This window comes from Herbaspirillum autotrophicum, from assembly GCF_001189915.1.
Lineage (GTDB): Bacteria > Pseudomonadota > Gammaproteobacteria > Burkholderiales > Burkholderiaceae_D > Herbaspirillum > Herbaspirillum autotrophicum.
In genome coordinates this window covers 1-25,546 of sequence record NZ_LFLS01000033.1, presented here as the reverse complement: position 1 = coordinate 25,546, position 25,546 = coordinate 1, and the positions used below count along the sequence as shown (strand labels likewise).

General features: G+C 60.3%; 25 protein-coding genes. 8 read left to right on the top strand and 17 right to left on the bottom strand.

All coding sequences use genetic code 11. The features are described 5' to 3' along the window. Window positions 1-5: 5 nt before the first annotated feature. From AKL27_RS21315 to AKL27_RS21290, 6 genes are all read right to left on the bottom strand, one after another. Complete coding sequence (locus AKL27_RS21315; protein ID WP_050464882.1) at window positions 6-2,819, bottom strand: NfrA family protein; 2,814 nt, start codon at window positions 2,817-2,819, stop codon at window positions 6-8. Continuing rightward, window positions 2,816-5,008: a glycosyl transferase family protein gene (locus AKL27_RS21310; RefSeq protein ID WP_050464881.1), complete on the bottom strand. Its 2,193-nt coding sequence runs from the start codon at window positions 5,006-5,008 to the stop codon at window positions 2,816-2,818. Before AKL27_RS21310 ends, AKL27_RS21315 begins: the two co-directional genes overlap by 4 nt. A 56-nt stretch (window positions 5,009-5,064) precedes the next feature. Continuing rightward, entirely contained in the window at window positions 5,065-7,284 is a 2,220-nt protein-coding gene (locus AKL27_RS21305) for a cellulose biosynthesis cyclic di-GMP-binding regulatory protein BcsB (RefSeq protein ID WP_050464880.1), read from the bottom strand. A gap of 3 nt (window positions 7,285-7,287) precedes the next feature. After that, window positions 7,288-8,472 (bottom strand): non-hydrolyzing UDP-N-acetylglucosamine 2-epimerase, encoded by a 1,185-nt coding sequence (gene wecB / locus AKL27_RS21300; RefSeq protein ID WP_083439195.1) that lies wholly within the window; start codon window positions 8,470-8,472, stop codon window positions 7,288-7,290. A 304-nt stretch (window positions 8,473-8,776) separates the two neighbouring features. Next, the gene (locus AKL27_RS21295) at window positions 8,777-9,370 is read right to left on the bottom strand and encodes an outer membrane beta-barrel protein (RefSeq protein ID WP_050464878.1); all 594 of its coding nucleotides are present in this window, start codon (window positions 9,368-9,370) and stop codon (window positions 8,777-8,779) included. 128 nt (window positions 9,371-9,498) lie between these two features. Continuing rightward, window positions 9,499-10,161: a response regulator transcription factor gene (locus tag AKL27_RS21290; protein WP_050464877.1), complete on the bottom strand. Its 663-nt coding sequence runs from the start codon at window positions 10,159-10,161 to the stop codon at window positions 9,499-9,501. A 241-nt stretch (window positions 10,162-10,402) separates the two neighbouring features. Between AKL27_RS21290 and AKL27_RS21285 the strand changes: the two genes are divergently transcribed. Further along, window positions 10,403-12,478, top strand: coding sequence for a sensor histidine kinase (locus AKL27_RS21285; protein ID WP_198156037.1), 2,076 nt, complete (start codon window positions 10,403-10,405; stop codon window positions 12,476-12,478). Here AKL27_RS21285 and AKL27_RS21280 read toward each other — a convergent pair. Together AKL27_RS21280 and AKL27_RS21275 are read right to left on the bottom strand one after the other, a co-directional pair. After that, window positions 12,475-13,887 carry a sensor histidine kinase gene (locus tag AKL27_RS21280; protein WP_050464875.1) on the bottom strand — a complete coding sequence of 471 codons (1,413 nt, stop codon included), beginning with the start codon at window positions 13,885-13,887 and terminating at the stop codon, window positions 12,475-12,477. The genes AKL27_RS21285 and AKL27_RS21280 overlap by 4 nt on opposite strands. Further along, a complete protein-coding gene (locus AKL27_RS21275) occupies window positions 13,884-14,555 on the bottom strand; it encodes a response regulator transcription factor (protein ID WP_050464874.1) in 672 nt (223 codons plus the stop codon). The genes AKL27_RS21280 and AKL27_RS21275 overlap by 4 nt, the downstream gene beginning before the upstream one ends. A gap of 240 nt (window positions 14,556-14,795) precedes the next feature. On the opposite strand from AKL27_RS21275, the gene AKL27_RS21270 reads away from it, so the two are divergent. From AKL27_RS21270 to AKL27_RS27275, 3 genes are all read left to right on the top strand, one after another. After that, entirely contained in the window at window positions 14,796-15,215 is a 420-nt protein-coding gene (locus AKL27_RS21270; RefSeq protein WP_157057037.1) for a hypothetical protein, read from the top strand. Between the two features lie 186 nt (window positions 15,216-15,401). After that, window positions 15,402-15,746 (top strand): carboxymuconolactone decarboxylase family protein, encoded by a 345-nt coding sequence (locus tag AKL27_RS21265; RefSeq protein WP_050464872.1) that lies wholly within the window; start codon window positions 15,402-15,404, stop codon window positions 15,744-15,746. Window positions 15,747-16,074: 328 nt separating this feature from the next. Further along, window positions 16,075-16,263 (top strand): CPCC family cysteine-rich protein, encoded by a 189-nt coding sequence (locus tag AKL27_RS27275; protein WP_083439194.1) that lies wholly within the window; start codon window positions 16,075-16,077, stop codon window positions 16,261-16,263. A gap of 96 nt (window positions 16,264-16,359) precedes the next feature. Here AKL27_RS27275 and AKL27_RS21260 read toward each other — a convergent pair whose 3' ends face one another. Beyond that, a complete protein-coding gene (locus AKL27_RS21260) occupies window positions 16,360-17,244 on the bottom strand; it encodes a LysR family transcriptional regulator (protein WP_050464871.1) in 885 nt (294 codons plus the stop codon). 110 nt (window positions 17,245-17,354) lie between these two features. On the opposite strand from AKL27_RS21260, the gene argC reads away from it, so the two are divergent. The 3 genes from argC to AKL27_RS27905 all read left to right on the top strand — a co-directional run bounded on the left by argC (window position 17,355) and on the right by AKL27_RS27905 (window position 18,961). Further along, window positions 17,355-18,281, top strand: coding sequence for an N-acetyl-gamma-glutamyl-phosphate reductase (gene argC / locus AKL27_RS21255; protein ID WP_050464870.1), 927 nt, complete (start codon window positions 17,355-17,357; stop codon window positions 18,279-18,281). Window positions 18,282-18,533: 252 nt separating this feature from the next. Then, window positions 18,534-18,689, top strand: a complete 156-nt coding sequence (locus AKL27_RS28180) for a hypothetical protein (RefSeq protein WP_198156036.1) — start codon at window positions 18,534-18,536, stop codon at window positions 18,687-18,689. 110 nt (window positions 18,690-18,799) lie between these two features. Next, the gene (locus AKL27_RS27905; protein ID WP_157057036.1) at window positions 18,800-18,961 is read left to right on the top strand and encodes a hypothetical protein; all 162 of its coding nucleotides are present in this window, start codon (window positions 18,800-18,802) and stop codon (window positions 18,959-18,961) included. A gap of 426 nt (window positions 18,962-19,387) precedes the next feature. On the opposite strand, the gene AKL27_RS27900 is transcribed toward AKL27_RS27905, so the two are convergent. The 5 genes from AKL27_RS27900 to AKL27_RS21230 form a co-directional block, all read right to left on the bottom strand. Continuing rightward, window positions 19,388-19,942, bottom strand: coding sequence for a hypothetical protein (locus AKL27_RS27900; RefSeq protein ID WP_157057035.1), 555 nt, complete (start codon window positions 19,940-19,942; stop codon window positions 19,388-19,390). Between the two features lie 155 nt (window positions 19,943-20,097). After that, complete coding sequence (locus AKL27_RS21245; protein WP_050464868.1) at window positions 20,098-20,556, bottom strand: GFA family protein; 459 nt, start codon at window positions 20,554-20,556, stop codon at window positions 20,098-20,100. Window positions 20,557-20,631: 75 nt separating this feature from the next. Continuing rightward, window positions 20,632-21,657, bottom strand: coding sequence for a D-cysteine desulfhydrase family protein (locus AKL27_RS21240; protein WP_050464867.1), 1,026 nt, complete (start codon window positions 21,655-21,657; stop codon window positions 20,632-20,634). A 262-nt stretch (window positions 21,658-21,919) separates the two neighbouring features. Further along, window positions 21,920-22,402, bottom strand: coding sequence for a MarR family winged helix-turn-helix transcriptional regulator (locus tag AKL27_RS21235; RefSeq protein ID WP_050464866.1), 483 nt, complete (start codon window positions 22,400-22,402; stop codon window positions 21,920-21,922). Window positions 22,403-22,457: 55 nt separating this feature from the next. Continuing rightward, a complete protein-coding gene (locus tag AKL27_RS21230; protein ID WP_050464865.1) occupies window positions 22,458-22,847 on the bottom strand; it encodes a tautomerase in 390 nt (129 codons plus the stop codon). A 201-nt stretch (window positions 22,848-23,048) separates the two neighbouring features. On the opposite strand from AKL27_RS21230, the gene AKL27_RS21225 reads away from it, so the two are divergent. Then, on the top strand, window positions 23,049-23,627 hold the full coding sequence (locus AKL27_RS21225; protein ID WP_050464909.1) for an HD domain-containing protein: 579 nt from the start codon (window positions 23,049-23,051) through the stop codon (window positions 23,625-23,627). Window positions 23,628-23,641: 14 nt separating this feature from the next. Here AKL27_RS21225 and AKL27_RS21220 read toward each other — a convergent pair whose 3' ends face one another. The 3 genes from AKL27_RS21220 to AKL27_RS21210 form a co-directional block, all read right to left on the bottom strand. After that, window positions 23,642-23,881 carry a hypothetical protein gene (locus AKL27_RS21220; protein ID WP_050464864.1) on the bottom strand — a complete coding sequence of 80 codons (240 nt, stop codon included), beginning with the start codon at window positions 23,879-23,881 and terminating at the stop codon, window positions 23,642-23,644. A gap of 118 nt (window positions 23,882-23,999) precedes the next feature. Further along, window positions 24,000-24,371, bottom strand: a complete 372-nt coding sequence (locus AKL27_RS21215) for a VOC family protein (RefSeq protein ID WP_050464863.1) — start codon at window positions 24,369-24,371, stop codon at window positions 24,000-24,002. A 97-nt stretch (window positions 24,372-24,468) separates the two neighbouring features. Continuing rightward, window positions 24,469-25,377, bottom strand: coding sequence for a LysR family transcriptional regulator (locus tag AKL27_RS21210; RefSeq protein WP_050464862.1), 909 nt, complete (start codon window positions 25,375-25,377; stop codon window positions 24,469-24,471). Between the last annotated feature and the right edge of the window lie 169 nt (window positions 25,378-25,546).

Below are 25,546 nucleotides of genomic sequence, written 5' to 3'. Positions count from 1 at the left end.
GGTCATCAATAGTTGAAAATGCTGCGAATGAAAAAGCCGCCGGCGCGTTCATCTCCGGCCAGCTTGCGGCGATACTGAATCGACAGATCAAAGTAGGAACGCGGGGCATGGTAATGATCTTCGCGCAGCCAGCGGCGCAGATTGATGCCGACGCCGGCGCCCACCGCCAGTGGTTGCGGAAAGCCGGTGTTGTAATCGGCGCCGAGCACCACGTGCGGCCAGACCACGGTGTTTTTCGACCAGTTGTCCGGCAGCCGGTAGCTGCGCCCGGACTGTGCTTCGGAGGTGAAGTACCAGGTGCCGCCTTGCAGGTAGTAACCGGTTTCGGCAAACACCTGTTGGCTAGTCCAGCGGTCGGTGTCGACCCGCAAATCCATGCCCTTGCCCCACGAGTTACCGAGCCGCGCCAGCCAGTCGCTTTGCGCGGCATTGCCGATGGGGATCAGGCGCTCGAAGGCGGCAATCAGATTGTGTTGCGCCAGTGGTTTCCAGCGCGCGCCGGCTGCCGCTTGCAGGCTGGGACCGCCGGTCGCATTGCCGGATTTGCTGTAGACGTTGCCGGTAACGCGCGCATACAGATCGACGTAAGTGCCGTCCCTGACCAGCGACGGCGGCCGCCAATACGCTTCGGTGCCGAGTTGCAGGCTGTCGTCGCCGATCACCGCCGTCGGTGTCGACAGCGTGCTGGCACCGCGATAACTGAGCGCGACGTAATAACCCCATTCCCGTTCCAGTTCGGAAATGGCGCGCCGGATATCGAATACCTGTTGTGGCGCCAGCGTCAGATCGCCGCCATCGACGGCATCAATGGTGCGGCGGAAATAGCTGACGGCGAGCGGGCGCTGATTGGCGTTGAGCGCGGCGAAGCCGGCATCCTGCAATGCGCGCGGCGGCAATTTGCCATCCGCATCCAGCTCGCGGAAGGTTTGCGTTGCCGCTTGCGGCGCATCGGCCAGCAATGCCAGATAGGCCGCTTCCAGTTCCGGAGCGCCGGGCCGCAAGCCGGCCCGCACTTCCTGCGCCGCTTGCGGTTGACGGTTGCTGTCCAGCGCTTGCGCCAGCAGGCGCCGGTAATTATCGTTGGCCGGCTGCATCGTGGTCAGCCGTTGCGCCAGTGTCACGGCCGCGCCATAGCGTTTCTTGCCGATCAGGCGATACGCGCTTTCGGCCAGCGTCTGGCTGGCGTTGTCGGGCGGCCGTGCGGTGCAGACGGTGCCGTAGGGTGTCTGGCGGCAATCGAGGAACGGCGCCTGCAAGCGCGGACGGCCGATCTTGCCGTCCCGATATTGGCGATCCAGCTCCAGTTGCAACTGACGCCACTGCACCTCATCGCTGCTGGCCGGCAGCAGCGCCAGTTGTTCCGCTGCCAGTTGCAGGTCGCCGGCGGCGTGGCTGGCGTCGCTGACCCACAGGCGCAATGCGCGCAAGTCGTCGTCGCTCAGGTTGTCGTTTTTCAGGGCCGTCAGATAGTCGCTTTTGGCGCCGGCGTAGTTGCGTTGCATGTGGCGGAAATAACCGCGCAACACCAGCGGCACGGCATCTTCATCATCGACCGCGATGGCGTCGGCCGCGGCTTGTTCGGCCGCCGCGTAATGCTGCTGGCGTTGCCGTGCATCGATCAGCAGCAGGCGATACGCCATCACATCCGGGGCATAGCCGATGGCGCTGCCGGCGTCCTGCTCGGCCCGCACCGGATCGTTGTCGGCCAGCGCCTGATAGGCTGCCGCTGCCGGTTCCCGCGCCAGCATGCGCCGCATGTTGTCGCGCCTCCCGCTCAGCTCGGGATCGTCACCGCCGACCTGCAAGGCATTCTCGATCAGGGCCAGGGCGTCGGCGCTGCGATTGTCGGCCGCCGCCTGATACGCCGCTGCCGCCAGCAGGCGGGCCGGTGCTTCGCCGGCGAACAAGGAACACACCGGACCGAAGCGGTTGACGACACAACGCACAGCGGGTGCGGTCAGCGCCGGCCTGAAACTGGTGTTGCCGGCACTGATCATCTGTGCCAGCCGGCGTCGTTGCTGTGCCGCGCCATCAGTGGCCGGCAACGGTTCCAGTGCGCTCAGCACGGCGTTGCCATCGCCGGCGCTGAGGCCGGCATCGGCCGCCAACAGACGCAGGTTGCGCAAGTCTTCATCGCCCAGCGCATCGCTCTGCAAGGCACCGGCGTAATTGTCGCGCGCTGCTTCGCGCAGGCCCCGGCGCTGTTGCAGCCATGCCAGCAACAGTTGCGGCATGACATCGTCACCCTCCATGCCGACCGCCGTCGTGGCCTCGGCGTGCGCCGCATTTTCATCCGGCAAACGGATCAGCATGTCAATCAGCATCAAGCGATATTGCGAGACCTCGGGTGCCTGTTTGATGGCGTTGCGGAGTTCCTGCACGGCCAACGGCAGATCGCTGCGCTGGTCGGCCGCGAGTGCGCGCAGTGCGGCGTCGATGGCGAGTTGTGGTTGCGCCGGTGCAGTTTGCTGCGGCATCAACGGCGCGCTCGCCGTCAGTGGCAACGGTTTGCTGCGGCGGGGCGTCCGGGCTGCCTGATCGGCGGCGCTGGCGCGGCGCAGCAAATCCTGTAGCCGGGAGACGTCGGGACGCAAGCGAATCGCCTCGCGCGCATCCCGCATGGCGCTTGCATAGTCACCGCGGGCATAAGCGCGATAAGCCTGATCGGCGATGCGGTAAGCGGCGCCGCTGAGCGGCAACTCGATGACCGTGTCGGTAGCCGATGCCGCCAGCGGCGCGGCTGCCAGTGTCACCAGCAACAGGCCGCAGCAGGTATGACGGCGCCAGTGGCGAGGCGGTGCCGGAAACAGGGATGTCATACCGGCCGCGTTTCCATGGCAAATGCGGCGGGCGTGAGGTGCTTTGCCGCCTGATGTTCTGTGGCGTTCATCTGCGCCCGTCGTCGTTGTTCTGTCAAGGCGCTCTCGATACCGGCGCGTGATACCACGCCCTGATTGACCAGATAGTCACCGATGCGGCCATCGCGGTCGGGACGATATTCGTTCAGGGCGGTATCGAATTCGGTGCGGCTGATCAAATTGTTTTCAATCAGGATATCGCCCAGCAACGGCGCCGTACCGGGCAAGGCACCGGCATTGCTGCCACTGAGCAGGCGTAGTCCGGCGACGATTTCACTTTCGCGGACGATGAATTGCAGCGGCACTTGTCCGGTGGCATTGCGGATTTGTTCCAGCGCCGCCGGCAACAAGGGATTGGCGACGGCAATGTGCAATGCACTGGCTGCGGGATCGTCCGGGCTGACGCCGCTGCCGATGGCCAGCGTGCGCCAGCGCACACTCAATTCCAGCGGCAACAGGGCGGCACCAGCCTTGACCAACGCTTCGCTCAGCGTGGCGCGCGGCAGTTCGGACTGAAAGGAAATCGCTTCGGCCAGTGTTTCATCGTCAAGCCAGCCTTTGGCGACCAGGATCCGTCCCAGCGGCGTCTGGTGGCGACGCTGATCGTCGAGCGCCGACTCCAGCTTGCCGGCGTCGACCGCTTGCCATGAGGTCAGCAATTCGCCCAGACGCAAGCGCTTCTGGGTCAGTTGCGCCGCCGAGGGAAAGTCGTGCATGGTCTTGTCCCAGACCATGCGCTTGCCCAGCATCAGATAACCGATATAAATGCGCCAGGCGCGGCACACCGCCAGGAAATTGATGACATTGCCGATCACCATGCGCGGAATCGACATCAGGCCGTGTTCCCAGCCATACAGACGGGTCACGAAATACACCCGTTGCACCACCCGCAAACCAAGTGCGATTGCGGTCAGTGTCGCCACCAGCATCAGCCAGCTGTCGGGCGCGAAGATCGGCGGAAAGCGCAACTGCCACCAGCCGGCCTGGCCGGCCAGATAGAACAGCATGAACTGGAAGAACAGCAGATAGGCAATGATGCTGACGAACGAAGTGACAATCCCCTTGCGGTCGCGGAACAACAGATACTTGTTGACCCACGAGCCTTGCCAGCCCAGTTGTTCCCAGCTTTGCAAACCGATGCCGAGGACCCAGCGCGCTTTTTGGCGGTAGGCGGTGCGGAAGGTGTCGGGAAAGTATTCGCGTACGCACAGCGGCATGTTGAGCAACAACTCGCGCTCCGGACCGAAGCCGAACCAGGTTTTGCGGCGGGCGCGGAATTGCACGTCGAAACGGGCAAAGATCGATTGCATGCCCATCGCCCCGAGGCGATTGCCGACGTCATAATCCTCGGTCAGACTTTCGGTGTTGAACGGCTCGTTGTTGGTTTGCGCGCACAGGGCCAGCAGCGCTTTGCGCGAAAAACAGGTGCCGACGCCGGCTGACGGCACCATGCCGGAAACGCTTTCGCGCACCACCAGATCCTTGGCGTGCCATTCGGCGAATTCGTCCATGTAGGTGCCGGCCACCAGTTCGTACCAGTTGCGTTCGAGCGACATGACCGGCAACTGAATCATGTCCTTGCGCGGCAGCAGGTAATTGAAGAACCGCAATTCCATCGGGTGCAACACGTCTTCACTGTCATGCAGAATGACACCGGCGAATTCCATGTTTTCCTGTTGCTCGTGCTGGAAGATGGCCTGGATTACCCAGTTCAGGCAGTCGGCCTTGCAGGTCGGTCCGTCATGCGGTACTTCGACCCGTTTCAGTTGCCGGTAGCGGCGCCGCATGCGTTCCACTTCGGTGATGGTGGCGGCATCGTTCTTATAGGTGCCGACAAACACCACATAGTGGTGGTAATCGAGCACGCTCACCATGTTTTCGATCATCTGCGCGATCACATCGTATTCCAGCCACGCCGGCACCATGATGGCGAGCGCCTGCTGGTCGCGCTGCATCAATTGCGCGGCGCTCAGCGGCGTGTAATGACGGCGGCGCTCCACTGTCAGTTTGCGATAAATCTTGCGCGCCCAATACCAGGCATCGATGAACAGATCATCGATGCTGGAGATCAGGATGATGACGGCCGCCACGGCGGCCACATGTTCCAGCGCGGTGTAATAGCTGGCGAAGTAAATGGCAAAATCGGACACGGATTCAGGTTTCCATCAAGCGGGACGGCCGGCGGTGAGCATGATCAGCTCCATGCTTACAGGCCATCCTGTGGTTGCTTGCGCTTGCGCACGTGGGTGACGCGGGCGGCGATCAGCACGAAGGCGATCACGCCCATGATGATCAGCCACAGCACCATATGACGGTCCCACAGCGATTGCGGATTGGATGCCGCCGCCAGTTTGGCGCCGGCGGGGTCGTCGCTGTCGATCTGCAGCAGCAAACCGCTGTCGCCGAGTACTGCCAGGTTGCCGCGCGTCAGACGGAAGTTGCCTTCCGGGGCCGGTGCCTGAGGGCCGACGTTGCGGTACACCACACCGGTTTCACCGCTGGCGCGAATCACTTCAATCGTGGCCAGACGATTGAGGCCGTTGACTTCCAGTGTTTGCAGTTTGCCGTTGCGCAGAATCAGTTTGCCATCCTGCAACGCGGCGGCCGGCTGGTAACCCTCAACGGCGACGTCGAAGGCCAGGAATGGCCGTTGCGGACGGGCGATCTGCCCCGGCGTGACCACTTGCAGATCAACCGTGCTGATCGGGAAACCGACCGCGCTGGCGACCCGGATCAATTGCGGCAGGCTGCTGCCCGGTTGCTGTTGCCAGTCTTGCGGAATCATCAGCGTGGCAGCATTGCTGAATTTGCCGGCGGCGCCGACGAAGTCGTCATCCAGACTGGCCTTGCCGAGCCGGATATGACTGCCGGGCAAGATCGCGACCGGAAATGCCGTCGGTTGATCGTGGCAACGCAACTGGGTTGGCTGGCGCACGAAGGTGACCCGCAATTCATTGCGGGCGCTCAGGGCGTAACGCGGAATGTCGACGCTGACCCGTTGCGGCCGGCCATCGGCATTGAGCAAGCGGGCGCCGAGCAGGAAGTCATTCAGAAATACCGACACCACCGGCGCTTCGCCATTGATGCTGGGCGCGGCCGACAGATCGAACGCAAGCGCCTGCGGCAGGCGGCCGTCGCTGGCAACTGCGCCCAATTCAAACGTGATGGTGCGGTCAGCCCGGTTCAACACATCGATGCTGCCGGCGATGGCGCCGAACTGACTCATCAGTACCGCATCGTCGTCCAGCACCGGGGCGCCGGCCTGTTGCACGCCAAGTACCGGCGTCACGGCCAGCTTGTGCCACAAGGAGCCCAACAGGCCGGCGGCTTTGCCACCGAGCGTGGCCGGAATGGCAATCGCCGGTGTGGCACCGTAACGCACCACGCTCAACTGCGCCGGTGACTTGCCCGCTGCCAGCACGCTGAAACCGGCCACGATCCAATTGGCGAAGGCGCCCGAGGCTTCCGGGGCGACGTTTTTGATCTGTAGCTGCAATGCGTCCAGCGCCTGGCGCATGGCCGTATTCAGCGCGTCGTCGGTGACCATCAGATCAGCCCGCAACGGACCGTTTTCACCGAGGGCGATCAAGGCGCCGAGTTCGGCGGCGTTCTTGATGCGATGCTGTGGCTGCCGTTCCGCCAGGGCGGCGAACGCCGGCAATCCTTGCAGATTGGCCGGAATCTCGATACGCGATAAATCGATGCTGTCACCGATGCCAGGCAACACCACGATGCGGACCTGTTTCCCCTGATGCCGGAGCGCGACGCCGGTGCGCCAGGCGGTATCGTAGGCTGCCGCCGATAAGTCGTGGCCGGCCACCAGCAATGTCGGGGTGGTTGGCAAGGCGCCCCAGGCCGCGCTCAGGGTGGTGATGGCGCTGCGTTGGAAACGATAACTGAAACTGGTGTCGGCAGCGATGCGCAGGGCATTGCCGGGCGCGCGCTGATCGGTGCAGACCTGTTCCGACAGCACCGATGACCAATTCACGCCGAGCCGCACAAAGCCATCGGCACGCGGCAAACCATCCACCGCTATGGTCTGGCTGGCATTACCTTGCTCTTCGTTGAAACGGCGCGCGGCCACCGGATAACCATCAATCGACAACATCATCGAGGTACGACCGCCATCGGCGCGCAGGTAACGTGCATTCAACTGAATCGCGGCATCGCTGATGACGATACCGGCCGGCACCGGCAGATAATATTCGCGCCGGTTGCCGCCGCTGTCGAGCACGCCGGGCGTGGTAAATCCGAGTTCGGCCAGGCTGATGGTGCGCGTGATCCAGTTGTCCGCGCTCCATTGCTGGAATTGCTGGGCCAGATTGCCGGCAGCCGCCGCCGGCGCCGCGATCAGAAGACTGCAGCATACGGCAGCGAGGCAGTGGCGCAAGCGACGCGCCGGGAATGACAAAGTAGATGTGAACATGCTTTAGGTCGTGGTCTGATCGCGCAGATCGGGTGGGTTGAGCCGTGCGTTGCGGCGCGACTGAAATTCGGTATACGGCGTACCGGTCAGGGCCGAGACAATCCGTTGCGCGGAATGGCCGTCACCATACGGATTCAGTTTGTGGGAAAAGCTGTGGTGGCTTTCAGGCTGGTTGAACAGTTCGCTTACCGCCGCCACGATGCGGGCGCGGTCGGTGCCGACCAGATGCACCGTACCGGAGGCGACGGCTTCCGGCCGCTCGGTGACGTCGCGCATGACCAGTACCGGTTTGCCGAGTGCCGGTGCTTCTTCCTGGACGCCGCCGGAATCGGTCAGGATCACATGCGCGTGTTGCATCAGGCGCACGAAATGCAGATAGTCGAGCGGTTCGATCAGATGCACATTGTTCAGATTGGCGAGTACCTCTTGCACCGGACCGCGCACACGCGGATTGAGATGCACCGGGTAGACGATGTCGATATCCGTGCGTTGCGCCAGTTGCGCCAGCGCCTGGCAGATATTGGCGAAACCGTCGCCGAAATTTTCACGCCGGTGGCCGGTCACCAGCAGGATCTTGCGGCCACTGTTGAGGAATGGAAACGCGGCATCGAGGCCGCTGCGCATCTCGGCATCGGCGCCGATCCGCGCCACCGTCATATGCAGGGCATCGATCACGGTATTGCCGGTGACGATGATCCGGCCGCCGAGGTTTTCGTTGCGCAGATTGTCCGCCGATCCGGCGGTGGGCGCGAACAGGTAATCGCTGATGACATCCACCACCCGCCGGTTCATTTCTTCCGGCCACGGCTGCTGCAGATTGCCGGTCCGCAGGCCGGCTTCGACATGGGCCACCGGAATACGCTGATGAAAGGCCGCCATGGCGCCGATGGCTGCGGTCGACGTATCGCCGTGCACCAGCACCCGGTCCGGACGCTCTTTTTCGAGCACCGGTCCGAGCTTGGAAAACAGTCGCGAGCACAAACCGTTGAGGGTCTGATCCGGCACCATGACATCGAGATCGTAATCAGGACACAGATTGAACAAATCCATGACTTGTTCCAGCATGCTGCGATGCTGGCCGGTGACGCAGACGATCGAGGTGACGCCGTGGCAGGCGCCGAGGGCGCGCACGACAGGTGCCATTTTGATGGCCTCGGGGCGGGTGCCGAAGATGGAAAGTATTTTCAATTTTGGGCCTGTGCGAAATGGGAGATGGCCACACCGCGGGGATCGGGAGGCGGGGCTCAGACCGATCCATGGTGTTCAAGTGGCGCCATTTTCGCTCCGGCAGCGACCGGATTTACTGACACTTCCTGACTTGCCAATAGTGCCGTAAGGCAATGGCAGAAAGGAATGCAGCGGGGAGAGGGCGAATGCGGGGAGGGGCGGGACGAGGGCAAGGCAACGGCAAACCAACGGCAAAGCGTACCCGACGTCAGGGCGACATCTTCAGTCCGGCCGCCGTTGCCGCAGCCGGATCAGGCCAGTCCGGTCAGCTCCCGAAATAATATTTCAGGCCGACAAAGCCGATCTTGTCATCGCCATAGCGGCCGACACCGATACGCGCCTTGAGATTGCCCGACAAGGTGGCTTCATAGCCGATGCCGAGTTGTGAGCTGCGGCTGGAAAACGCCGTATTGATCCGGGTGCTGCGGCCCATGAAATGGGAGTCGGCCGTCAGATCGACATGACTGAAGACGACGCCGGTAGTCAGGAACAGACCGGGCAGCCATTCGGTGAATTGATAGACCAGAGAGATATCCCGGTTGGTGGTGCGGGCCGTGGCGTCGTAGGAAAACGGTCCGTTGACCGCGCTCTGGCGATAGTCGGTGCGCCGCACGTAGCCGACTTCGAGTCCGATATTCGGTGTCAGCTGATAGCCGGCGAGCAGGCGCACGGCGCCGATGGTGTTGGTTTCGGAGGTGACCCGGAAACTCTTGGTATAAGGATCGCGCTGGATGCCGCTGGCATAGGCGCCGTCGACACCGAGATAAACAGTGCCGGCTTCGGCGGCCTCGACGGCAGGTGCGGGCAGGGTGGTCGCGGCGCAGGCCGTGAGCAGAAAAGCGAACAGACGTTTTTGCATGGGGAGATATCAGCGGGATCGCGGCGCAAGCCGGTCAGGTCAGTGAGGGAAAGGAACGTGGAGATAACGGGAAATCAATCGGCAGCGACGCCGGAATCAGGGGAATCAGGCGTTGCCGCAACAGAAAATCACTGCACCTGAATCTCCACCGAAAAGCTGTAGCCTTGTCCGTGCTCGGTCCGCAACGGCAGCTTGAAACCGGTGGCGCTCTGCCAGCGGCGTCGCAAACGGCTGACCAGCTGGTCCAGATGGCGTTCGTCATAATCGAGCCAGTCGGCGCCGAAGGCTTTGGCGATAGCCGGACGATCCACTACCCGGCCGCTGTTGCGCGCCAGCAGTTCGAGCAGCGACATTTCTTGGGAGCTCATGCTTTCGGCTTGACCGCCGGGTGCATGCAGGCGGCGCTCGATCAGGTTCAGGCGCCAGTTGTCGGGTGCGACGCGGCGCGCCATCGCGGTGATATAGGCGGCCAGTTCGGTAAAACGTATTGGTTTGACCAGATATTGGTCGGCGCCGCCGCGCAAGCCGATGATCTTGTCATCGACACTGCCGCGTGCGGTCAACATGATGATGCCGATGCGCGGATGCGATTTGCGCAAATTGGCGGCGACACTGAAACCGTTGCCGTCGGGCAGGCCGACATCGATGATGGCAATGTCGGCGGCATCGATCAATGGCATGAACGTCGCCACGTCGCCAGCTTCGCTGACCTGATGCCCTTCGTTGCAGAGAAAGTCGACCACCTCGCTGCGCAGATCCGCCTCGTCTTCCAACAACAATATCTTTGCCATGCCCCCGCCCCCGGTTCTAGATGGCCGCGAGTTTATCACCGGACTGCAGAAATTGTCAGTATTTGTCAGAAAATGTCAGGACTTGTCAGAAAATGCGAGGCAAAATCGATAGCGGCACAAGTCTGTCCGTGTGTTTTTTTGCGCGTATGTCCGTGATGACGGACGGCCAGTGTTCATCAAGGGCAGCGCCACGGGGAGCGGGAATATATACTCGCGGGGTTTTCATTTTCAGATGGTATTCATGAGTCTGGCATCGGGCTGTCTGCGCCATTGGCGTTATTTCTTGTTGCTATCGTACCTGTTGCTGGCTCCGGTCATGGCCGCAGCGCAGGCGCAACTGCCGCCGCCGTCGGCGCCGCCGGGCCGGTTGCTGGTGCTGGAGCAGTCGCGCGAACGCCTCAGCGGCCATCTGGAGTTTCTGTTCGATGCGCGGCAGAACCTCAGTTTCGAAGACATCCTGAAGCCCGCGAATCAGGCGCGTTTCACGGCCTTGCCCGGCGAACTCAACGAGGGTTACCGCGACGGCGTCGGCTGGCTGCGGTTTACCGTAGCGCGTCCGGCCCACTTGCCGCCGGCATGGTGGCTGGAGGTGCTGCCTTCCGGCAGCGAACAGCTCGCGCTGTATATCCCGGACGGCAGCGGCCACTATCAAATCATGGCCGGCGGTCTTGACATTCCTTTGTCGCAGCGCGCGGTGGCCTATCGGGCATCGGTGTTCAAACTGCTGTTGCCGGCCACCGTACCGCAAACCTTTTACATGAAGATCGTGACCCGCAATCCGCTCTCGGGACGCCTGACCTTGTGGCAACCGGAACGCTTTGTGCAGGCGGTGGCGCTGGAACAACTTGGCTTTGGACTGTACCTCGGTGCATATGCCGTGCTGGTGCTGGCCAGCCTGTGGTTCGAACGGGCGGTGCGCGATGGCGTATACATCGCATTCGGTTTGTATGTGCTGAGCTGCATCTTCATGACCGTGGCCACCACCGGTATTCTGTATCAGTATGTGTTGTCAGATCATCCGCAGTGGGCATTGCGTGCCAGCGGCGTGTCGATTGCACTGAGCGTTGCCAGTTGCGCTGAATTCTTTTTCCGCTTTGTCGGCATGCCGCAGCGGCATCCGCGTCTGACGCGCATCTGTTTGCGCAGCGTATGGCTGTGGACGATATTGATCATCGTTCTGGTGTTCCTGGATTATGGCCTGGTGCAGGAATTTCAGATGTTCACTACCGCTTTTGTCATCGCACCGGTTGGCGCCATCGTGCTGTTCAAGCCGGCATTGCGCAGCACCAGAGAAGTGCGCTATACCTTCATCGCCGGCGGCATGCTGCTGTTGCTGACGATCCTGGTGCGCTTCGCGATTGCGCTGGGTTATGTGGAAAGCAGCGCGGATCTGGAATACGTCACGTACGCCGGTTCGATGCTGCTGTTCCTGATCATCTATTACTCCATCAGCCGTCGTTATTACGCCATGCGCGCCGCCAAGGAAGTGGCGCAGAATCAGGCGCTGGCCTTGTCCCGGCGCACTGAGCATGAACTGGAAACGCAAGTCATGGCCCGCACCGATGAATTGATGGCGGCCATGAAGACGGTGGAAACCGCGCTGCAGCAAGAGCGGGTGGCGCATGAAGAGCAGCGGCAATTCATCGCCACCGTATCGCACGAATTGCGCACGCCGCTGGCGGTAATCGATGCCACCACCCAGAATCTGACGCGCGAGGCGGGCGGTGCGCCATCGAAGATGCAGGCGCGACTGGAAAAGATCAGTCAGGCTACGGCGCGGCTGTCATCGCTGTTCGATAATTACCTCAGCAGCAACCGGCTGGACGTGTTGTCGCATGGCGTGCATCCGTGCCATACCTTGTTGCGACCGTTGCTGGAAGATGCGGTGGCCGCCGCCACGCCGCTGGCCAATGGTCATCGCCTGGAAATCGAGGGCGCCGGTTTGCCGGATACGGTCTGGGCCGATCCCGATTTGTTGCGGCTGGTGTTGCGCACGCTGGCCGACAATGCGGTGAAATATACGCGGCCGGCGACGCGGGTGGTGTTTCGCGCCGGACATGATGCCAGCGGCTGGCATATCGACATTCAGGATAACGGCACCGGCATCGCAGCGGAAGAACAGCATCTGATTTTTCAGCGCTATTACCGCGGCGGCGCCGCCGGCAATTTGCCGGGCACCGGCCTTGGCTTGTCGCTGGCCCGGCGGCTGGTCGAAATGCATGGCGGCACGCTGACGTTGCAGCCGGCAGCGGCGACCGGCTGCACCTTCCGCATCTGGCTGCCAGCGGCCCCGCCGGACACCCCGCATGCAGCTTAAGGCTGCGTATCGGCGCCGGTGCTGTTGATGGTGCCGAGGCTGACGACGCCGTTGAGCAGCGGCGGGAAGTGGATGGAAAATATCGTGCCCTTGTCGAGCGGGCCTGAATGCAATGCGATGCGGGCGCCGTGATCCTTGGCGATATCGCGCACGATGGCCAGTCCCAGACCGCTGCCGGTGGCACTGTTGTTGAGGCGATAGAAACGATCAAAAATCAGTTCGCGTTCAGACAGTGGAATACCCGGTCCGGCATCTTCCACCGACAAGATGCCGCCATCCTCGGAAGGCTGGCAACGTACCGTCACCGATCCTTGCGGCGGCGAATAGCGAATCGCATTGTCGATCAGATTGTCGATCAGGTCGCCCAGCAGGAAGGCATCGCCCATGATAAAGGTCGGGTGCAGATCGAAACCGAGATCGATGTTTTTCTTGTCGGACTCATCGACAAAATGCTGGATCGATGCTTCCACCAGTTTGCTCAGTTCCAGTTTCTCCAGCTGTCGTTTTTCGAAGCGGCTCGGCTCGGCCCGGGCCAGCGCCAGCAACTGATTGGTCTGGCGAATCATGCGCTGGGTCGAAGACATCATGAGACGGCCGGAGTGCGCGGTCTCCGGTTCCGCATCCAGTTTCGGCTGCAGCCATTCCAGTTGCAACTTGATGCCGGCCAGCGGGGTACGCAACTGATGCGCGACGTCGGCCAGAAAGTTCTGCTGTCCTTCGGCGCTTTTCTGCACCTTGGCCAGCAAGCCATTGATGGCAGAACTGACCGGACGCAATTCGACCGGTTCGGCGCTGTTATCGATCAATGACAGATCGCGGTAGTCACGCCGGCTCAGATCGGACTGCATTTTTTTGAGCGGCAGCAAGCCCTTGGTCACTGCCAGCCAGACGATACCGATCAGCACCAGGGTCAGGAAAATTTCCAGCAGCAGCAAAGCCAGCACAATCTGGTTGCGCACATGTTCGCGCTTGCGCAAGGTTTCGCCGGCGCCGATGAAAACCTGTTCTTTGCCGATGTTGGTGCGAATGGTGGTGATGCGAATCCGTTCGCCGCGCATCACGCCGTCATAGGGCCGCGGCTCGTTGGGTTCGGCCTCCGGCACCAGCGCCGGGAAATCCTTGTCGCCGGCGATGGTCTTGCCATCGGCAGTGCGCACCACGAAGAACACGGAATCGAAATGATCGACGCGCAATATATCTTCGGCCTGGGACGGCAGATCGAGGTGCAGATTGCCGCGAAATTCCTTGATTTGCGGAATCAGCGCCCACAGGGCATCGGCCAGGCTTTGATCGAATGCAGTCCGGGCCGGAATCCAGGCCAGACCATAGGTCAGTCCGGCACCCACCAGGTTGATCGCCAGCAGCGGTGCGATCAGCCATTTGAGCAGGGTGATCCGGATGCTCTTCATGCTGCGGGCACTTTTTCCAGCATGTAGCCGAAGCCGCGAATGGTGCGGATCTCGATATCGGACTCGGCAATCTTCAGGCGCACGCGCGAGACATAAACTTCGACTGCATTGAGCGTGACTTCTTCACCCCACGGCAGGATGGCATCGATGATCTGCTGTTTGGAGACGACGCGCGAGGCTTGCTGCATCAGATATTCGAGCACCGCCCATTCGCGCACCGACAGTTCCAGTGGCTTGTCATTGATGAACGCGCGCTTGGCGAAAGCATCCAGTGACAGGCCGCCGATCCGCAATTCCTGCACCACCGGATTGCTGCGCCGCGCCAGCGCGCGGATCCGCGCCACCAGTTCCGGCGTGGCGAACGGCTTGACCAGATAATCGTCAGCGCCGAGTTCCAGTCCGCGCACCCGGTCCTGAATCGCGTCGCGCGCCGTCAGCAACAACACCGGCAAAGTACTGCCGCGCGCGCGCAGCCGGCGCACGACCTCAAAACCATCGATGCCGGGCAGGCCGATATCGAGCACGATGATGGCAATCTGCGAGCGCTGCAACATGGCGTCGGCCGCATCACCGGTGCCGACGATGTCAACCACCATGCCGTTCATGCGCAAGACGCGGGAAATGCCATCAGCCAGCACCAGGTCGTCTTCAACTAACAATACATGCATACGCGGCTTTTATAGAAGGGTAAGAGGGGAATCACGGATGCACCATTCTAGCCGGTAAGTACGGCAAGGAAAACGCCCTGTGGACGATCAGTTTACGCAAACTGTGCAGTTGTCAGTCTTTCGTCAGTCAAGCGTCATATCCGCGACAGGAAGGCCGCATAGACTGGCGCCAGAAATCAGGACCGCGCCGGATTGCCAGCGCCGGCACGCGTTGTTCCCATCGTCAGCAAAGAAACTTCCATGTCTGGAACATCCTTATTATCCACTGGCGGGGAAGCCGCTTTCGCTATTCTCATGGTGTGCGCCGGCGCCGCGCTGAGCGGATGCAACAGCGGCCCGTATTATCCCGTGGTCGACCAAAGTCATGGCGGTACCCGGGCCCGCGTCATGACACCGTTGAGTGCCTGGCAGGCAATGCAAGCGCAGCCAGCGTGCATCGATGCAGCGGCGATGCACGCTGCCGGCAACTGGGTCAAGGCCGAGTTTCGCCGCGACCGCATGCGCTCCGCCGTCGTCGCATTGGCGCCGGCCAGCCTGGCATCAGGCATCAACGATCAGGTTGAATTACAGCCTGAATTCTGCGCTGACGGCCGCTTGTTTCATGTCGTCAAAATCCTGCACGCGCAGATCAACCCGGCCGCGGAAAATCCGACACCGTAGCGAGAGGCATGCAGCAGGCCAGCCGCGACAGACCGGGCCGCTTGCATGCCGGAGGTGGATGGTGATGCAGGGCAGAACGGGAATCAAAAATGCTCTATTATCAGCAAACGCACTTTCGCGTCATGCCGCTGCACTGCAGCACCAGGACCCGGGCGGTATGGATCAACCATCACAAGGAGCAATCTCATGCTGGACTGGATCGAATACCGCAAGGAACTGATGCACCGTATCGGCGACATCGCCGCCATCACCCCGGATACCGTCAAAGGCTATCAAACCTTGTCCGGCGCCGGTGCCAAGAGCGGCCGCCTCGACGGCAAAACCCGGGAACTGATCGCACTGGCAGTAGCCGTCACCACCCGCTGCGACGGCTGCATCACCGTGCACTCGGCGGCGGCCCTCAAAGAAGGCGCAACCAAAGAAGAAATCGCCGATGCACTGGGCGTGGCCATCGCCCTCAATGCCGGCGCTGCCATGGTGTATTCGGCGCGCGTGATGGATGCGGTGGCGGCGCATCAGGGGGCAAGCTGAGTGCTGGCTGTTGGTGCCTTGGATGGAGGCTAACGGCGACGCATCTGTTCGCTCAGCATGCTTGACACCAGTATCCGGGGTGGGTTTTACTACTGCCACGTATGACGGCGAATTTCCGTCTAGGCTAACCGGGCCACTGCTCTGAGAATGAATAATAATTTCCAGCCATGCGCCAAGGGGGGCGCTATTTGAAGCGTCGCTGATCGGAGGCGCCTTTTCATCCAGTTTGATGCGAGGCGCGCCCGCACTGCGCCGTCTTGAAGCTCATTTTTCAAACACAGCAATCCGGACGTATGAAATGCAAGATAAATCGATTTGACGGAAACTGATGAAATATCCCTGTCGGTGTTGCGAGTCTCTTGTATTTTCAGAACCGCCAAATGGTGACTACGACATCTGCCCCATATGTTATTGGGAGGACGACCCTTTTCAGTTTGAACATCCCGATTTTGCAGGTGGAGCCAATGCGTCCAGTCTGAATGAAGCAAAGAAAATATGGCAGGTAAACACGTTGTGACAGACCCGTTGCGGAAGGCGTCAATACCCCGGGAGAGCTACCACCGCAATGCCATTTGTTCAGTCAGCCCACCTGAATCTGAACCTTCCCCGTGCGCTAACGCAGACTGAAGCGCCACAACACATCCAGCACGTGCTGGGTGGCGCGCTCGATATTGTCGCTGCGATGAGCGATTCCCAACTGACGCCATAACGCCGGCCGCAGCGGCAGCATTTTGATGCGCGGATCGGTCAGCGGTGCGCCTTTTTCATGCGGCAGCAAGGTGGCGCCATAACCTGCCGCCACCAGACTCTTGATGGCATCGTTGTAATTGAGTTCGATACGCGGCAGCGGCCGCTGACCGGCAGCGGCAAACCAGGCGCCGGTCAGATGCGACAGCCGGGTACCGCTGTCATTGAGAATCAACGGCTGCGCCGCCAGCCACTCGGGTGTCACGCGGGCCGGACTGCGCCAGTGCGCCGGGACAAAAGCCAGCACCGGATCGCGCCGCCACGCCCGCATTGTCAGCCTCGGCACTGGTGTTTGCGGCAGGGCGACCAGCCCGACATCGAGGGTTCCTTCGTTCAGGCGCTGCAAACTGGTTTGCGAAGTCAGCACTTCCACTTGCACATCGATGCCGGGATGATCTTGGCCCAGAATTTCCAGCGCCTGCGGCAACAGATGGGCGATGGCGCCGGTGGACGCGCCCAGCCGTACGCGTCCGGCCAGTCCCTGCACCTGTTGTTGCACCTCGTGCAGCGCCTGTTCGGTATCGGCCAGCAAACGGCGCGCCCGCGCGATCAGACTGTCGCCAATCGAGGACGGTTTGATCTGGCCGCGCTGGCGCGACAGCAGGGTGGCACCGATGCGCTGTTCCAGTTCGGCAATGTGCATGCTGATGGTCGGCGGTGCCAGATGCAGCATGCGCGCGGCCTCGGCAAAGGAACCGAGATCGGCAATCGTCACCAGCGTCCGCAGGCGGTCCAGATTCATTTCACGCATTACCGTCTCCTGATTCAGAAAAACTGAACATGATCGTCATTAAATTCAACTTTTTATATTCTAACAACGGGGCGAAGATACGGTGAACTCTTTCAATAAGGAATCTGATCATGGCTGCTCCTGTTATTTTCATCGACGGTGACCAAGGCACCACCGGTTTGCACATCCACGACCACTTGCGCGGACGCAGCAATCTGCAGCTGTTGACACTGCCGGCTGCAGAGCGCAAAGACCTGCGCCGTCGCGCCCAAGCGATCAACAGCTGCGACATTGCCATCCTGTGTCTGCCCGACGCCGCCGCACGGGAAGCGGTGGCTGCCATCGCCAATCCCGCCGTGCGCGTGATTGACGCCAGTTCGGCGCATCGCACCAGCGCCGGCTGGGTATACGGGTTTCCGGAGTGGCAGGCGACACAGTCGCAACATATCGCCGAAGCGCATCGCGTCAGTAATCCCGGGTGCTATCCGACCGGCGCGATTGCATTGCTGCATCCGCTGATCGAAGCTGGTTTGCTGCCGCGTACCTATCCGGTGAGCATCCATGCCGTGTCGGGTTACTCCGGCGGCGGCCGTCCTGCGGTGGCGCAATATGAAGGCGCTTCGGCCGCCACTGCACCCGCATTCCAGGTCTATGGGACGGCATTGGCGCACAAGCATCCACCTGAAATCGAACGCTACAGCGGCCTCTCGCAACGGCCCTTGTTCGTGCCGGCATACGGCGCTTTCCGTCAAGGCATCGTGTTGACGATACCGCTGGAACTGCGCTTGCTGGCCCCGGGTGTCAACGCGCAGCAAATACAGTCTGCCCTTGAACGGCACTATGCCGCGACCGCCCACGTCAGCGTGATACCGCGCGAACAAACGAGCAACATCACCGGGCTTGATCCGCAGGCGCTCAATGGCAGCAACGACATGCAACTGGGGGTATTCGTCAATGAGGAATACGGCCACGTCTTGCTGACGGCGGTATTCGACAATCTGGGCAAGGGCGCTGCCGGTGCCGCCGTGCAAAACCTGGATTTGATGCTGGCAGCGTAACCACGGCGGGCGGCACCGGGCGCTGCGTACCGGGCAGCGCTTGCCAGCAAAGCAGCGGCGGTTCACGACATGTTGTGAACCGCCGTTTTGTTTTTTCCAGACGCCCGTTTTATTTCAATTGCAACATAAGCCGACGGCACTGCAATCGATCCGTAACCGGCGCGGCGCAAGATACACCCATACCGAAACGAAACGAAGCGAACGGAACAGCGGATCGGTCAACCCAAGGCAGGATCACTCAAGGAGAACATCATGCGCATCATCACCGCCACTACCGCCGTCATCATCTTGACCCTCACTGCAACCGCAGCCCGCGCCGACAGCATCTTCACCGGCGCCACCGACTACGAATCGCCACTCTGCATGATTCTGCATGTCGGCGCCAGGCTCATCGGCAAGCTGTTCTGATTGTTCAAGCGCAACATTGCCGGAGCGTCTTGACATCTGCCCGTCACCGCCGCGCCGCAGGATGCGGTCATACCGAATGCCGCTCAACCCGAATCAACCAGGAGCACATCATGCGTAAAGTCATCCTCTGCCTCATGATCGCCGTCAGCGCCATGTCGTTCAGCGCCGCGCAAGCCAAAGCCAGCAAGCCGCGCATGGCAGTACCGAGCGCCACGATGCAGCAATGTCTGGATGCGCTGATCTACAAAATCCGCTGGATGTGCGGTGACTGACACCGACTGGCATTGACCAGTTGTGACTTGCGGGCCGGGGCAACAGGCGTGTGCGATTCCGCCTCTTGCCTGCGGCATTGCGCTTTTTGCAGTCATCATTCATGGCAAGCGTTTGGCGTCACGTATCCGTGGAGATATCGTCCCACTCTTGATCCATGTAGCCCATGATGCCAGCCGACACGTGTCACATCCGCTAAAAGCGTCTTGTCATATGCAGAATCTGGATTCGGCGGTCGAAAGTCCGGGACAACACTCTTGATCTTCTGCGCGAAGACTCCTGTGGACACTATGGTCGCGAGCACGGCAGTGACCGAACGAATATTGCACAGTTTCCTATTTTTTATTTCCCCTCTTTATTCTGTAAGTCCGGTTCTGTCCGATTGCGAACATCAAAAACATGATCGCGCATAAAAATTCACGTTGAACTTATTTTTTTAATTGATTTTCAATATTTATAAAATGCAGAAAATCATCGACCAAATCCGACATTGTTCCGGGGTTATCTCCACGCTTGGAACTTCTCAAAAGATAGGATTTTTTAACAACTGAAACCGGATGTGCGCCGACCACTCTGCCATCTTTAGAAAGCAGATCTTGATTGATATGCTGGGCCTGAAGAAGAAGGCGAGAATCGCCGTCGATTGTTTCGGTCTCGATCGTGACTATAAAAACGGATTTGGTTAAATTTTTTACTGAATAAATCGCCAGTTTTTGGCCAACGTCGTATTTCGGATTCTGGTCGAGGACATTCACGACTTTCAGATTTTGCAATTGCAACGATTCTTGCAATTGCTTCGAAAAGGCCTGCGTGACATTGCGGACCAAATTGTTGAAACCAACCGAATCTTTCGAAGAATCTACCCCTTGTGGCGCAAGTATAAGAACATCGCTTTTATTTTCTGAAGCGGACTCATGAGGAGGATTGCTCGCGCAGCCTGCAACTAAAATTAGTGTTGCGACGATAGCTATCAGATTTTTCATTGTCGCCTTTCTTGTATGTTCATGTTTAGCCGAAACCCGCCAGAAGCAGCCGGTCTTGCATCAAAGGATGGGGCGATGGCTTGCCGCTGAGCCGCGGCTGTTGAACGACTGCCGCCGCCTGCCATCGCCCGCGACAACCGCCATTGCATCAATGATCAGTTGTCATTTGCCGCCGGATTGGCCTGATAGCGCAGCCAACCTGCAATTGAGGGGCCACCGCCTCCGGCACGGTCTTTGGGATGTGTTCTGCCTTCATTGACAGGGACTTCGGCAAAGTCGAACGGACTCATTCCTTCAATGCACGCCACATTCACACCGTATTGATGCGGCGCGGAGCGGCGTTGGTGAAACGGGTAAATGCCACAGCGTGAACAGAAGTAATGCCTGGCCTCGCCGGTATTGAACTGGTACAGCGTCAGTGCTTCCTGGCCCTGCAATATGCGGATGTCGTCCAGGTTGGCCGATACCGCCACCGCACCGCGCATGCGGCAATAGGAACAGTTGCACCTGCGGGCGGTACGCAAACCATCGGCCAGCTGCAGCGTAAAACGGACCGTGCCGCAGTGGCAGGCAGCGTGATAGACAGGCCGGTCATCAAGTGTGTTGTCAGTCATGGGTCACCAGTTGGTTGATGCAGATCATTGGCCGCTATGGGCAGCGGCAGAGCCAGGTATCTTTGCGCAGGGGCCTTATTCGAAGGCATCCCGATAGGCATACAGGGACGGGGTGCCGCCGGTCATGATGAACAACACATTGGCGCCGGCCTTGAAGGTGCCGGTCTTGATGCAGGACAGCATGCCGGCGAATGCCTTGCCGGAATAGACCGGGTCGAGCAGGATGCCTTCCGAGCGTGCCAGCGCCAGCACGGCGGTTTTCATTTCAGCGGTCGCTATTCCGTAGCCGGCGCCGCGCTGGCTGCCATCGACCAGGATGTCGTCTGCCGGTACTGCAACCTTGTGGCCGAGCACCGCCAGCGTTGCTTCTGTCAGCGCGGCGGTCTTCTGGCGGGTCGTGTCATCATCAAACAGGGTCGAGAAGGCTTGCACGATACGCGTGGATTTGCCTGCGCTGCACAAGCCGGCGGCGAGACCGGCATGCGTGCCGGAGCTGCCGTTGGCCACGACAATGTGGTCGAACGTGATCGATAAGGCTTGCTGTTGTTGCAGGATTTCATGGAGGCAACTGACATAGCCGAGCGCGCCAGTTTCCGTCGAGCCGCCAGTCGGCACCAGATAAGGCCGACGGCCTGATTGCTTCAATTCCGCGACGCGTTCACGCGCCCGCTCCAATGGTGCAATGCCCGGTTCGGCCACTTCGACGCGCGCGCCGAACAGCTGATTCAGAAAAACATTCCCGCCGTATTCGTATTCCTCGTTGGTCTTGGGCACCTGACGGCCGAGAATGATTTCGCACTGCAGCCCGACCCTGGCGGCGGCCGCTGCGGTGAGGCGGGCATGATTGGATTGCAGTCCGCCAATCGTCACCACGGTATCGGTGCCTTCCGCGATGGCCGCGCCCAGCAGAAATTCCAGCTTTCTGAGCTTGTTGCCGCCACCGCCCAGCGCCATCAGATCATCGCGTTTGACAAATAGATTGACGTCGCCGGCATAGGGAATCTCGCGTGTCAATTGCGTGAGCCGGGCGACGGGGGTGGCGCCCTCGATGAGGCGAATGCGGGGAAACGGAGCAAGGAGATCGGTGCTGGCAGGGGACATGATTCTCTCGAATTGATTGATCGGGACTGACCGGCCGCGGATGACAAATCACGCTGGCATGACTGCCGGTGCCAGTCATGCCAAGTGCGATGTGCGTCCTCTCTGTTGCGAACGGCGTACCGGGATTTTAATCGTTCTGTCGATAAACGGTTTTTGCACCGGCGATCCGGTACAGCGCGGCGCACGCAGCACGGATCCGGATCGACTTGCCGTGCCATGTACGGTGGCGGTTGCCGGCAGAAAGTGCGCTGTTGCCCGACGGTTATGTCACTGCCGGCACACCGGTCTGGTCTTGCAAGAAAGCGTCGGCAAACGCATCGGAAAAGATATCCGCCAACGCAAAACGCAGCGCTGCTGACCGCTCGGGTCCATAGACTTTCTCAAAGCGCGCCTGCGCCTTGTGCCACAGCAGATTTGCCTGCTGCAATTTGCTGCGGCCCGCGGCGGTCAGGGAAACGCGCCTGCTGCGGCCATCTTTCGCATCTCTGGTCTGTATCAGATAGCCGTCGCGCTCCAGCGGCTTCAGATTATGCGCCAGCGCCGAGCGGTCCAGCACCATTGCATATGCCAGTTCGGACATGGTCGGCTCGCCTGCGCGCTGCACATGCACCAGCACCGACCGCTGGGAGATGGTCAGCCCGCACGGCACCAGCACGGCATCGTATAGCTGGGTAACGCGCCGGCTCGCCTTGCGCAGCGTGGCACCGTTGCAAACCAGCGGATCTTTGGCACTTTGACGGGTCAACACTGGTCTCCGGTGGGGTTGATCGATGTCTTCACTGCGGCGCGGCCCGGCCGCATCATGCTTCGTGCTCTGACCATTCCGGACTGAAGCCGCCCAGCGTCGGGTGGTACATTTCGTCACCCGCGTGCTGCGTGAATTCCACATTCAGCCGGTCTTCGCTCAGTCCGAGTATGTCGATGCAATCAGCGCAGAGCGCCTTGGCTACCTGCATGCGCAGTTCCGCCGTCCGGCCCTTGCGGATATCGCACATCAGGACCGAAACCGGAACCGGTTCTCCGTCCACGGTTCTCCAGACACCGCCCTGACCAACTTCGCGAATGGCGATGCTGATGCGGCGAATGTCGACCGTCATGAGGCCGGCGTAGGTGGTCGCCATTTTCTTGGCGAGCGCCTGTTTGAGATCGAACGGATAGGTGTCGTTGACATCCAGTTGCAAGTAGGGCATGGCAGATCTCCTGGGACAGTTGTCGAGGGCATAACGCGGCATACAGGATGCCATTCACGAGAATACATGCATATGCCAATAGTTGCACATTTAATTGCATATGCCACTAAATTCCAGGAGGCCGCTGTCAGTAACGTGCGTGATGCCGGACCCGGTATTGCTTTGTATAATCGCACCATTCTTTATGAATGCGAGAAGCTCATGACATTGGCAAGATTGGAACAGCAGTTGGGGTTTCTGAGAGAAATCGATCAATTGAAGTCGGTGGTGCGGCAATCACCGCTGCTCGACCGCAGCCGGAAGGAAAATTCCGCAGAACACTCCTGGCACCTCGCCATGTATGCGTTGCTGCTCAATGAGTACGCCGCCGGCCCGGTGGATACCAATCGCGTCATGCAGATGCTCTTGCTGCATGACATCGTCGAGATCGACGTCGGTGATTTTCCGATTCATGGCGGCTCGTCCGCACTGGTGCAGGCGGAACAGGAAGCCCGCGCCGCGGCACGACTGTTCGGCATGTTGCCGCAGCTTCAAGGCGATCAGTTTCTGCGTTTATGGCAGGAATTCGAAGAGGGCGAAACCGAGGATGCCAGGTTCGCCAAGGCGCTCGACCGCTTTCAGCCACTGCTGACCAATGTATTTACCGGCGGCGGCACCTGGACCGAGAATGGGGTTTCGCTCGAACAGGTCTTTTCCCGCTACGGGCCGGTGATAAAAAAAGGCGCACCGCAGTTGTGGAGTGTGTGCGAGCAGTGGGTTACCCGCCATTTTTCACAGTAACGGCCACGGCAGTTTCACGAAAGATTGTCAGGCGGCGATGTCCGGGAAAGGAAGTTTTCCCCTTTGGCGGTGAGCGATACCGTGCCGGACATGCCGGGACCGGCATCGACCAGCCCATCGGCACAGGCATCTTCCCAGATCGTCAGGCGCGGACAACTGCTTTTCCAGACCTCCAGAACTTCCGCATAGGAAGGTTTTCCTTGGGCGATCCAATCCAGCATCTGCCTTGTCAATGCGTCATGTGAGTGTTCCATGTCTCCTCCTGCGACCAGACGGATAACGGCTATTATCGTCCTCGCGCATCGCAGCGGCAAGCCGTTGGCTGGCCGTCATTGCTTTGAGGAAAGTTGCGCCGTTTCAGGCGCGGCACACTCAGACTGCCGGTTGACGATACGCGCGGCTGGAGATGGCGACCGAATTGCCGTCAGGGTCTTTGGCATTGGCAAACGCGTAACCGTTGGCCTGATGCGTGCTGCCGAAGATCAGGCCGCGTTGGGCGCTTTGCACCTTGAAAACGTCAACATCGCGCACGCTGAACATGAGCTTGACGCCAACCTGTCCGAGCTTCACGCTTTTGGCGGCCTGATGAATCAGGATCGTGGCACCGGTGTCGGCGGTGGTCAGTTCGATCAAGCCTTCGTGCATTTCACCGCTGCTGTCGAAGTCAAAGAAGTCGCTGTAAAACGCGGCCGTGGCGACCGGGTTTTTGGCATAGATGAGAATCGTGTTCAGTATTGCTGACATGCTGCCTCTGGAGTGCGGGATTGAAATGGTTTGCCAGGATCGGTTGCAGCGCCGGTAGTCGTGCACGCAAGAAAGACGCCGTTCATGCGATTTGCCATCAGTTGGCGGCGGCGGCCTGTGCCGCATCTGCCGCCAGCAACGCAATCAGCGTCTTGGCAAACGCGGGCAATTCATCGAAATTGCGCACGCATACCTGCATCGCCCGTTCGGCCCATTTATCGCTGAGCGCCACGATTGCCAGCGGATTGCTCTGGGCATAGCGCCGCGCTACCGATTCCGGCAAGATGCCGATACCGACATTGGCGGCAATCATGCAACAGGCGGCTTCGAAATTGCCGACCTGAATCCGGAACGGCAACGGCCGGTGCAGGGCATCGCTGGCTTCACGCAAGAAAATGTGCAGCGCGCTGGCTTCGTGCAGGCCGACGTGATTGTAGTCCAGCGTATCGGCGAAGGCCACTGCGGTTTCCTTTGCCAGCACGTGGTCGCGCGGCGTGACCAGCACCAGTTGGTCGTTGCGGTAAGGAATGACTTCCAGTTCGCCGGTGGCGACATTGCCGGCGATGATGCCGATATCGGTCTGGCCGTCGGTGACGGCGCGCACGATTTCACGGCTCGGGCGTTCGTGCAGGTCGATGTTCACGTCCGGGTGAGCGGCCAGATACGACTGCAAGATCGGCGGCAGGAATTCGACCAGCGAAGTGGTGTTGGCGAAAATGCGCAGATGGCCTTTGACGCCCTTGGTGTATTCCTGCATGTCGCCGTGCAGATGCTGAATCTGGCGCACCACCAGTCGCGCGTGCATGGCGAAGGTCAGTCCGGTCGGCGTCAGCGCCACGCCTTGTCCGGTGCGATAGATCAGTTGCGCGCCGATGTTCTCTTCCAGTTTCTTGACGCGGGTGCTGACCGCCGAGAGCGACATGTGCATGGCTTCGGCGGTGCGGGTAAGACTGTTGAAGTCGGCCACATTGGCCAGCAGGCGAAGATCGACGAGGTCAAAATGCATAGGTGTGCGGGACGGATTGGGGCGGCAATGGCGCCGCTTGATCCGGTGAGTTTAGCGCATACCAGCGGGGAGGGTTGGAGGGAATGGTTTTTGGCGGGGGCGTATCGTTCTCTGCGCCGATGAGCCTGGTCGGGAAATGCTTCTTTGTGGAGTTTTACGGTTCTCTCTT

Excerpts from the sequence above, each read along its gene's own strand:
- AKL27_RS21260 (WP_050464871.1), bottom strand. The coding sequence starts at position 17,244 with ATGCGTGAAATGAATCTGGACCGCCTGCGGACGCTGGTGACGATTGCC.
- AKL27_RS21270 (WP_157057037.1), top strand. The coding sequence starts at position 14,796 with ATGTCTGGAACATCCTTATTATCCACTGGCGGGGAAGCCGCTTTCGCT.
- AKL27_RS21210 (WP_050464862.1), bottom strand. The coding sequence starts at position 25,377 with ATGCATTTTGACCTCGTCGATCTTCGCCTGCTGGCCAATGTGGCCGAC.
- AKL27_RS21225 (WP_050464909.1), top strand. The coding sequence starts at position 23,049 with ATGACATTGGCAAGATTGGAACAGCAGTTGGGGTTTCTGAGAGAAATC.
- AKL27_RS21265 (WP_050464872.1), top strand. The coding sequence starts at position 15,402 with ATGCTGGACTGGATCGAATACCGCAAGGAACTGATGCACCGTATCGGC.
- argC (WP_050464870.1), top strand. The coding sequence starts at position 17,355 with ATGGCTGCTCCTGTTATTTTCATCGACGGTGACCAAGGCACCACCGGT.
- AKL27_RS21315 (WP_050464882.1), bottom strand. The coding sequence starts at position 2,819 with ATGACATCCCTGTTTCCGGCACCGCCTCGCCACTGGCGCCGTCATACC.
- AKL27_RS27900 (WP_157057035.1), bottom strand. The coding sequence starts at position 19,942 with ATGAAAAATCTGATAGCTATCGTCGCAACACTAATTTTAGTTGCAGGC.
- AKL27_RS27905 (WP_157057036.1), top strand. The coding sequence starts at position 18,800 with ATGCGTAAAGTCATCCTCTGCCTCATGATCGCCGTCAGCGCCATGTCG.
- AKL27_RS21220 (WP_050464864.1), bottom strand. The coding sequence starts at position 23,881 with ATGGAACACTCACATGACGCATTGACAAGGCAGATGCTGGATTGGATC.
- AKL27_RS21285 (WP_198156037.1), top strand. The coding sequence starts at position 10,403 with ATGAGTCTGGCATCGGGCTGTCTGCGCCATTGGCGTTATTTCTTGTTG.
- AKL27_RS21245 (WP_050464868.1), bottom strand. The coding sequence starts at position 20,556 with ATGACTGACAACACACTTGATGACCGGCCTGTCTATCACGCTGCCTGC.
- AKL27_RS21230 (WP_050464865.1), bottom strand. The coding sequence starts at position 22,847 with ATGCCCTACTTGCAACTGGATGTCAACGACACCTATCCGTTCGATCTC.
- AKL27_RS21275 (WP_050464874.1), bottom strand. The coding sequence starts at position 14,555 with ATGCATGTATTGTTAGTTGAAGACGACCTGGTGCTGGCTGATGGCATT.
- AKL27_RS21295 (WP_050464878.1), bottom strand. The coding sequence starts at position 9,370 with ATGCAAAAACGTCTGTTCGCTTTTCTGCTCACGGCCTGCGCCGCGACC.
- AKL27_RS28180 (WP_198156036.1), top strand. The coding sequence starts at position 18,534 with ATGCGCATCATCACCGCCACTACCGCCGTCATCATCTTGACCCTCACT.
- AKL27_RS21240 (WP_050464867.1), bottom strand. The coding sequence starts at position 21,657 with ATGTCCCCTGCCAGCACCGATCTCCTTGCTCCGTTTCCCCGCATTCGC.
- AKL27_RS27275 (WP_083439194.1), top strand. The coding sequence starts at position 16,075 with ATGAAATATCCCTGTCGGTGTTGCGAGTCTCTTGTATTTTCAGAACCG.
- AKL27_RS21215 (WP_050464863.1), bottom strand. The coding sequence starts at position 24,371 with ATGTCAGCAATACTGAACACGATTCTCATCTATGCCAAAAACCCGGTC.
- AKL27_RS21305 (WP_050464880.1), bottom strand. The coding sequence starts at position 7,284 with ATGTTCACATCTACTTTGTCATTCCCGGCGCGTCGCTTGCGCCACTGC.
- AKL27_RS21280 (WP_050464875.1), bottom strand. The coding sequence starts at position 13,887 with ATGAAGAGCATCCGGATCACCCTGCTCAAATGGCTGATCGCACCGCTG.
- AKL27_RS21290 (WP_050464877.1), bottom strand. The coding sequence starts at position 10,161 with ATGGCAAAGATATTGTTGTTGGAAGACGAGGCGGATCTGCGCAGCGAG.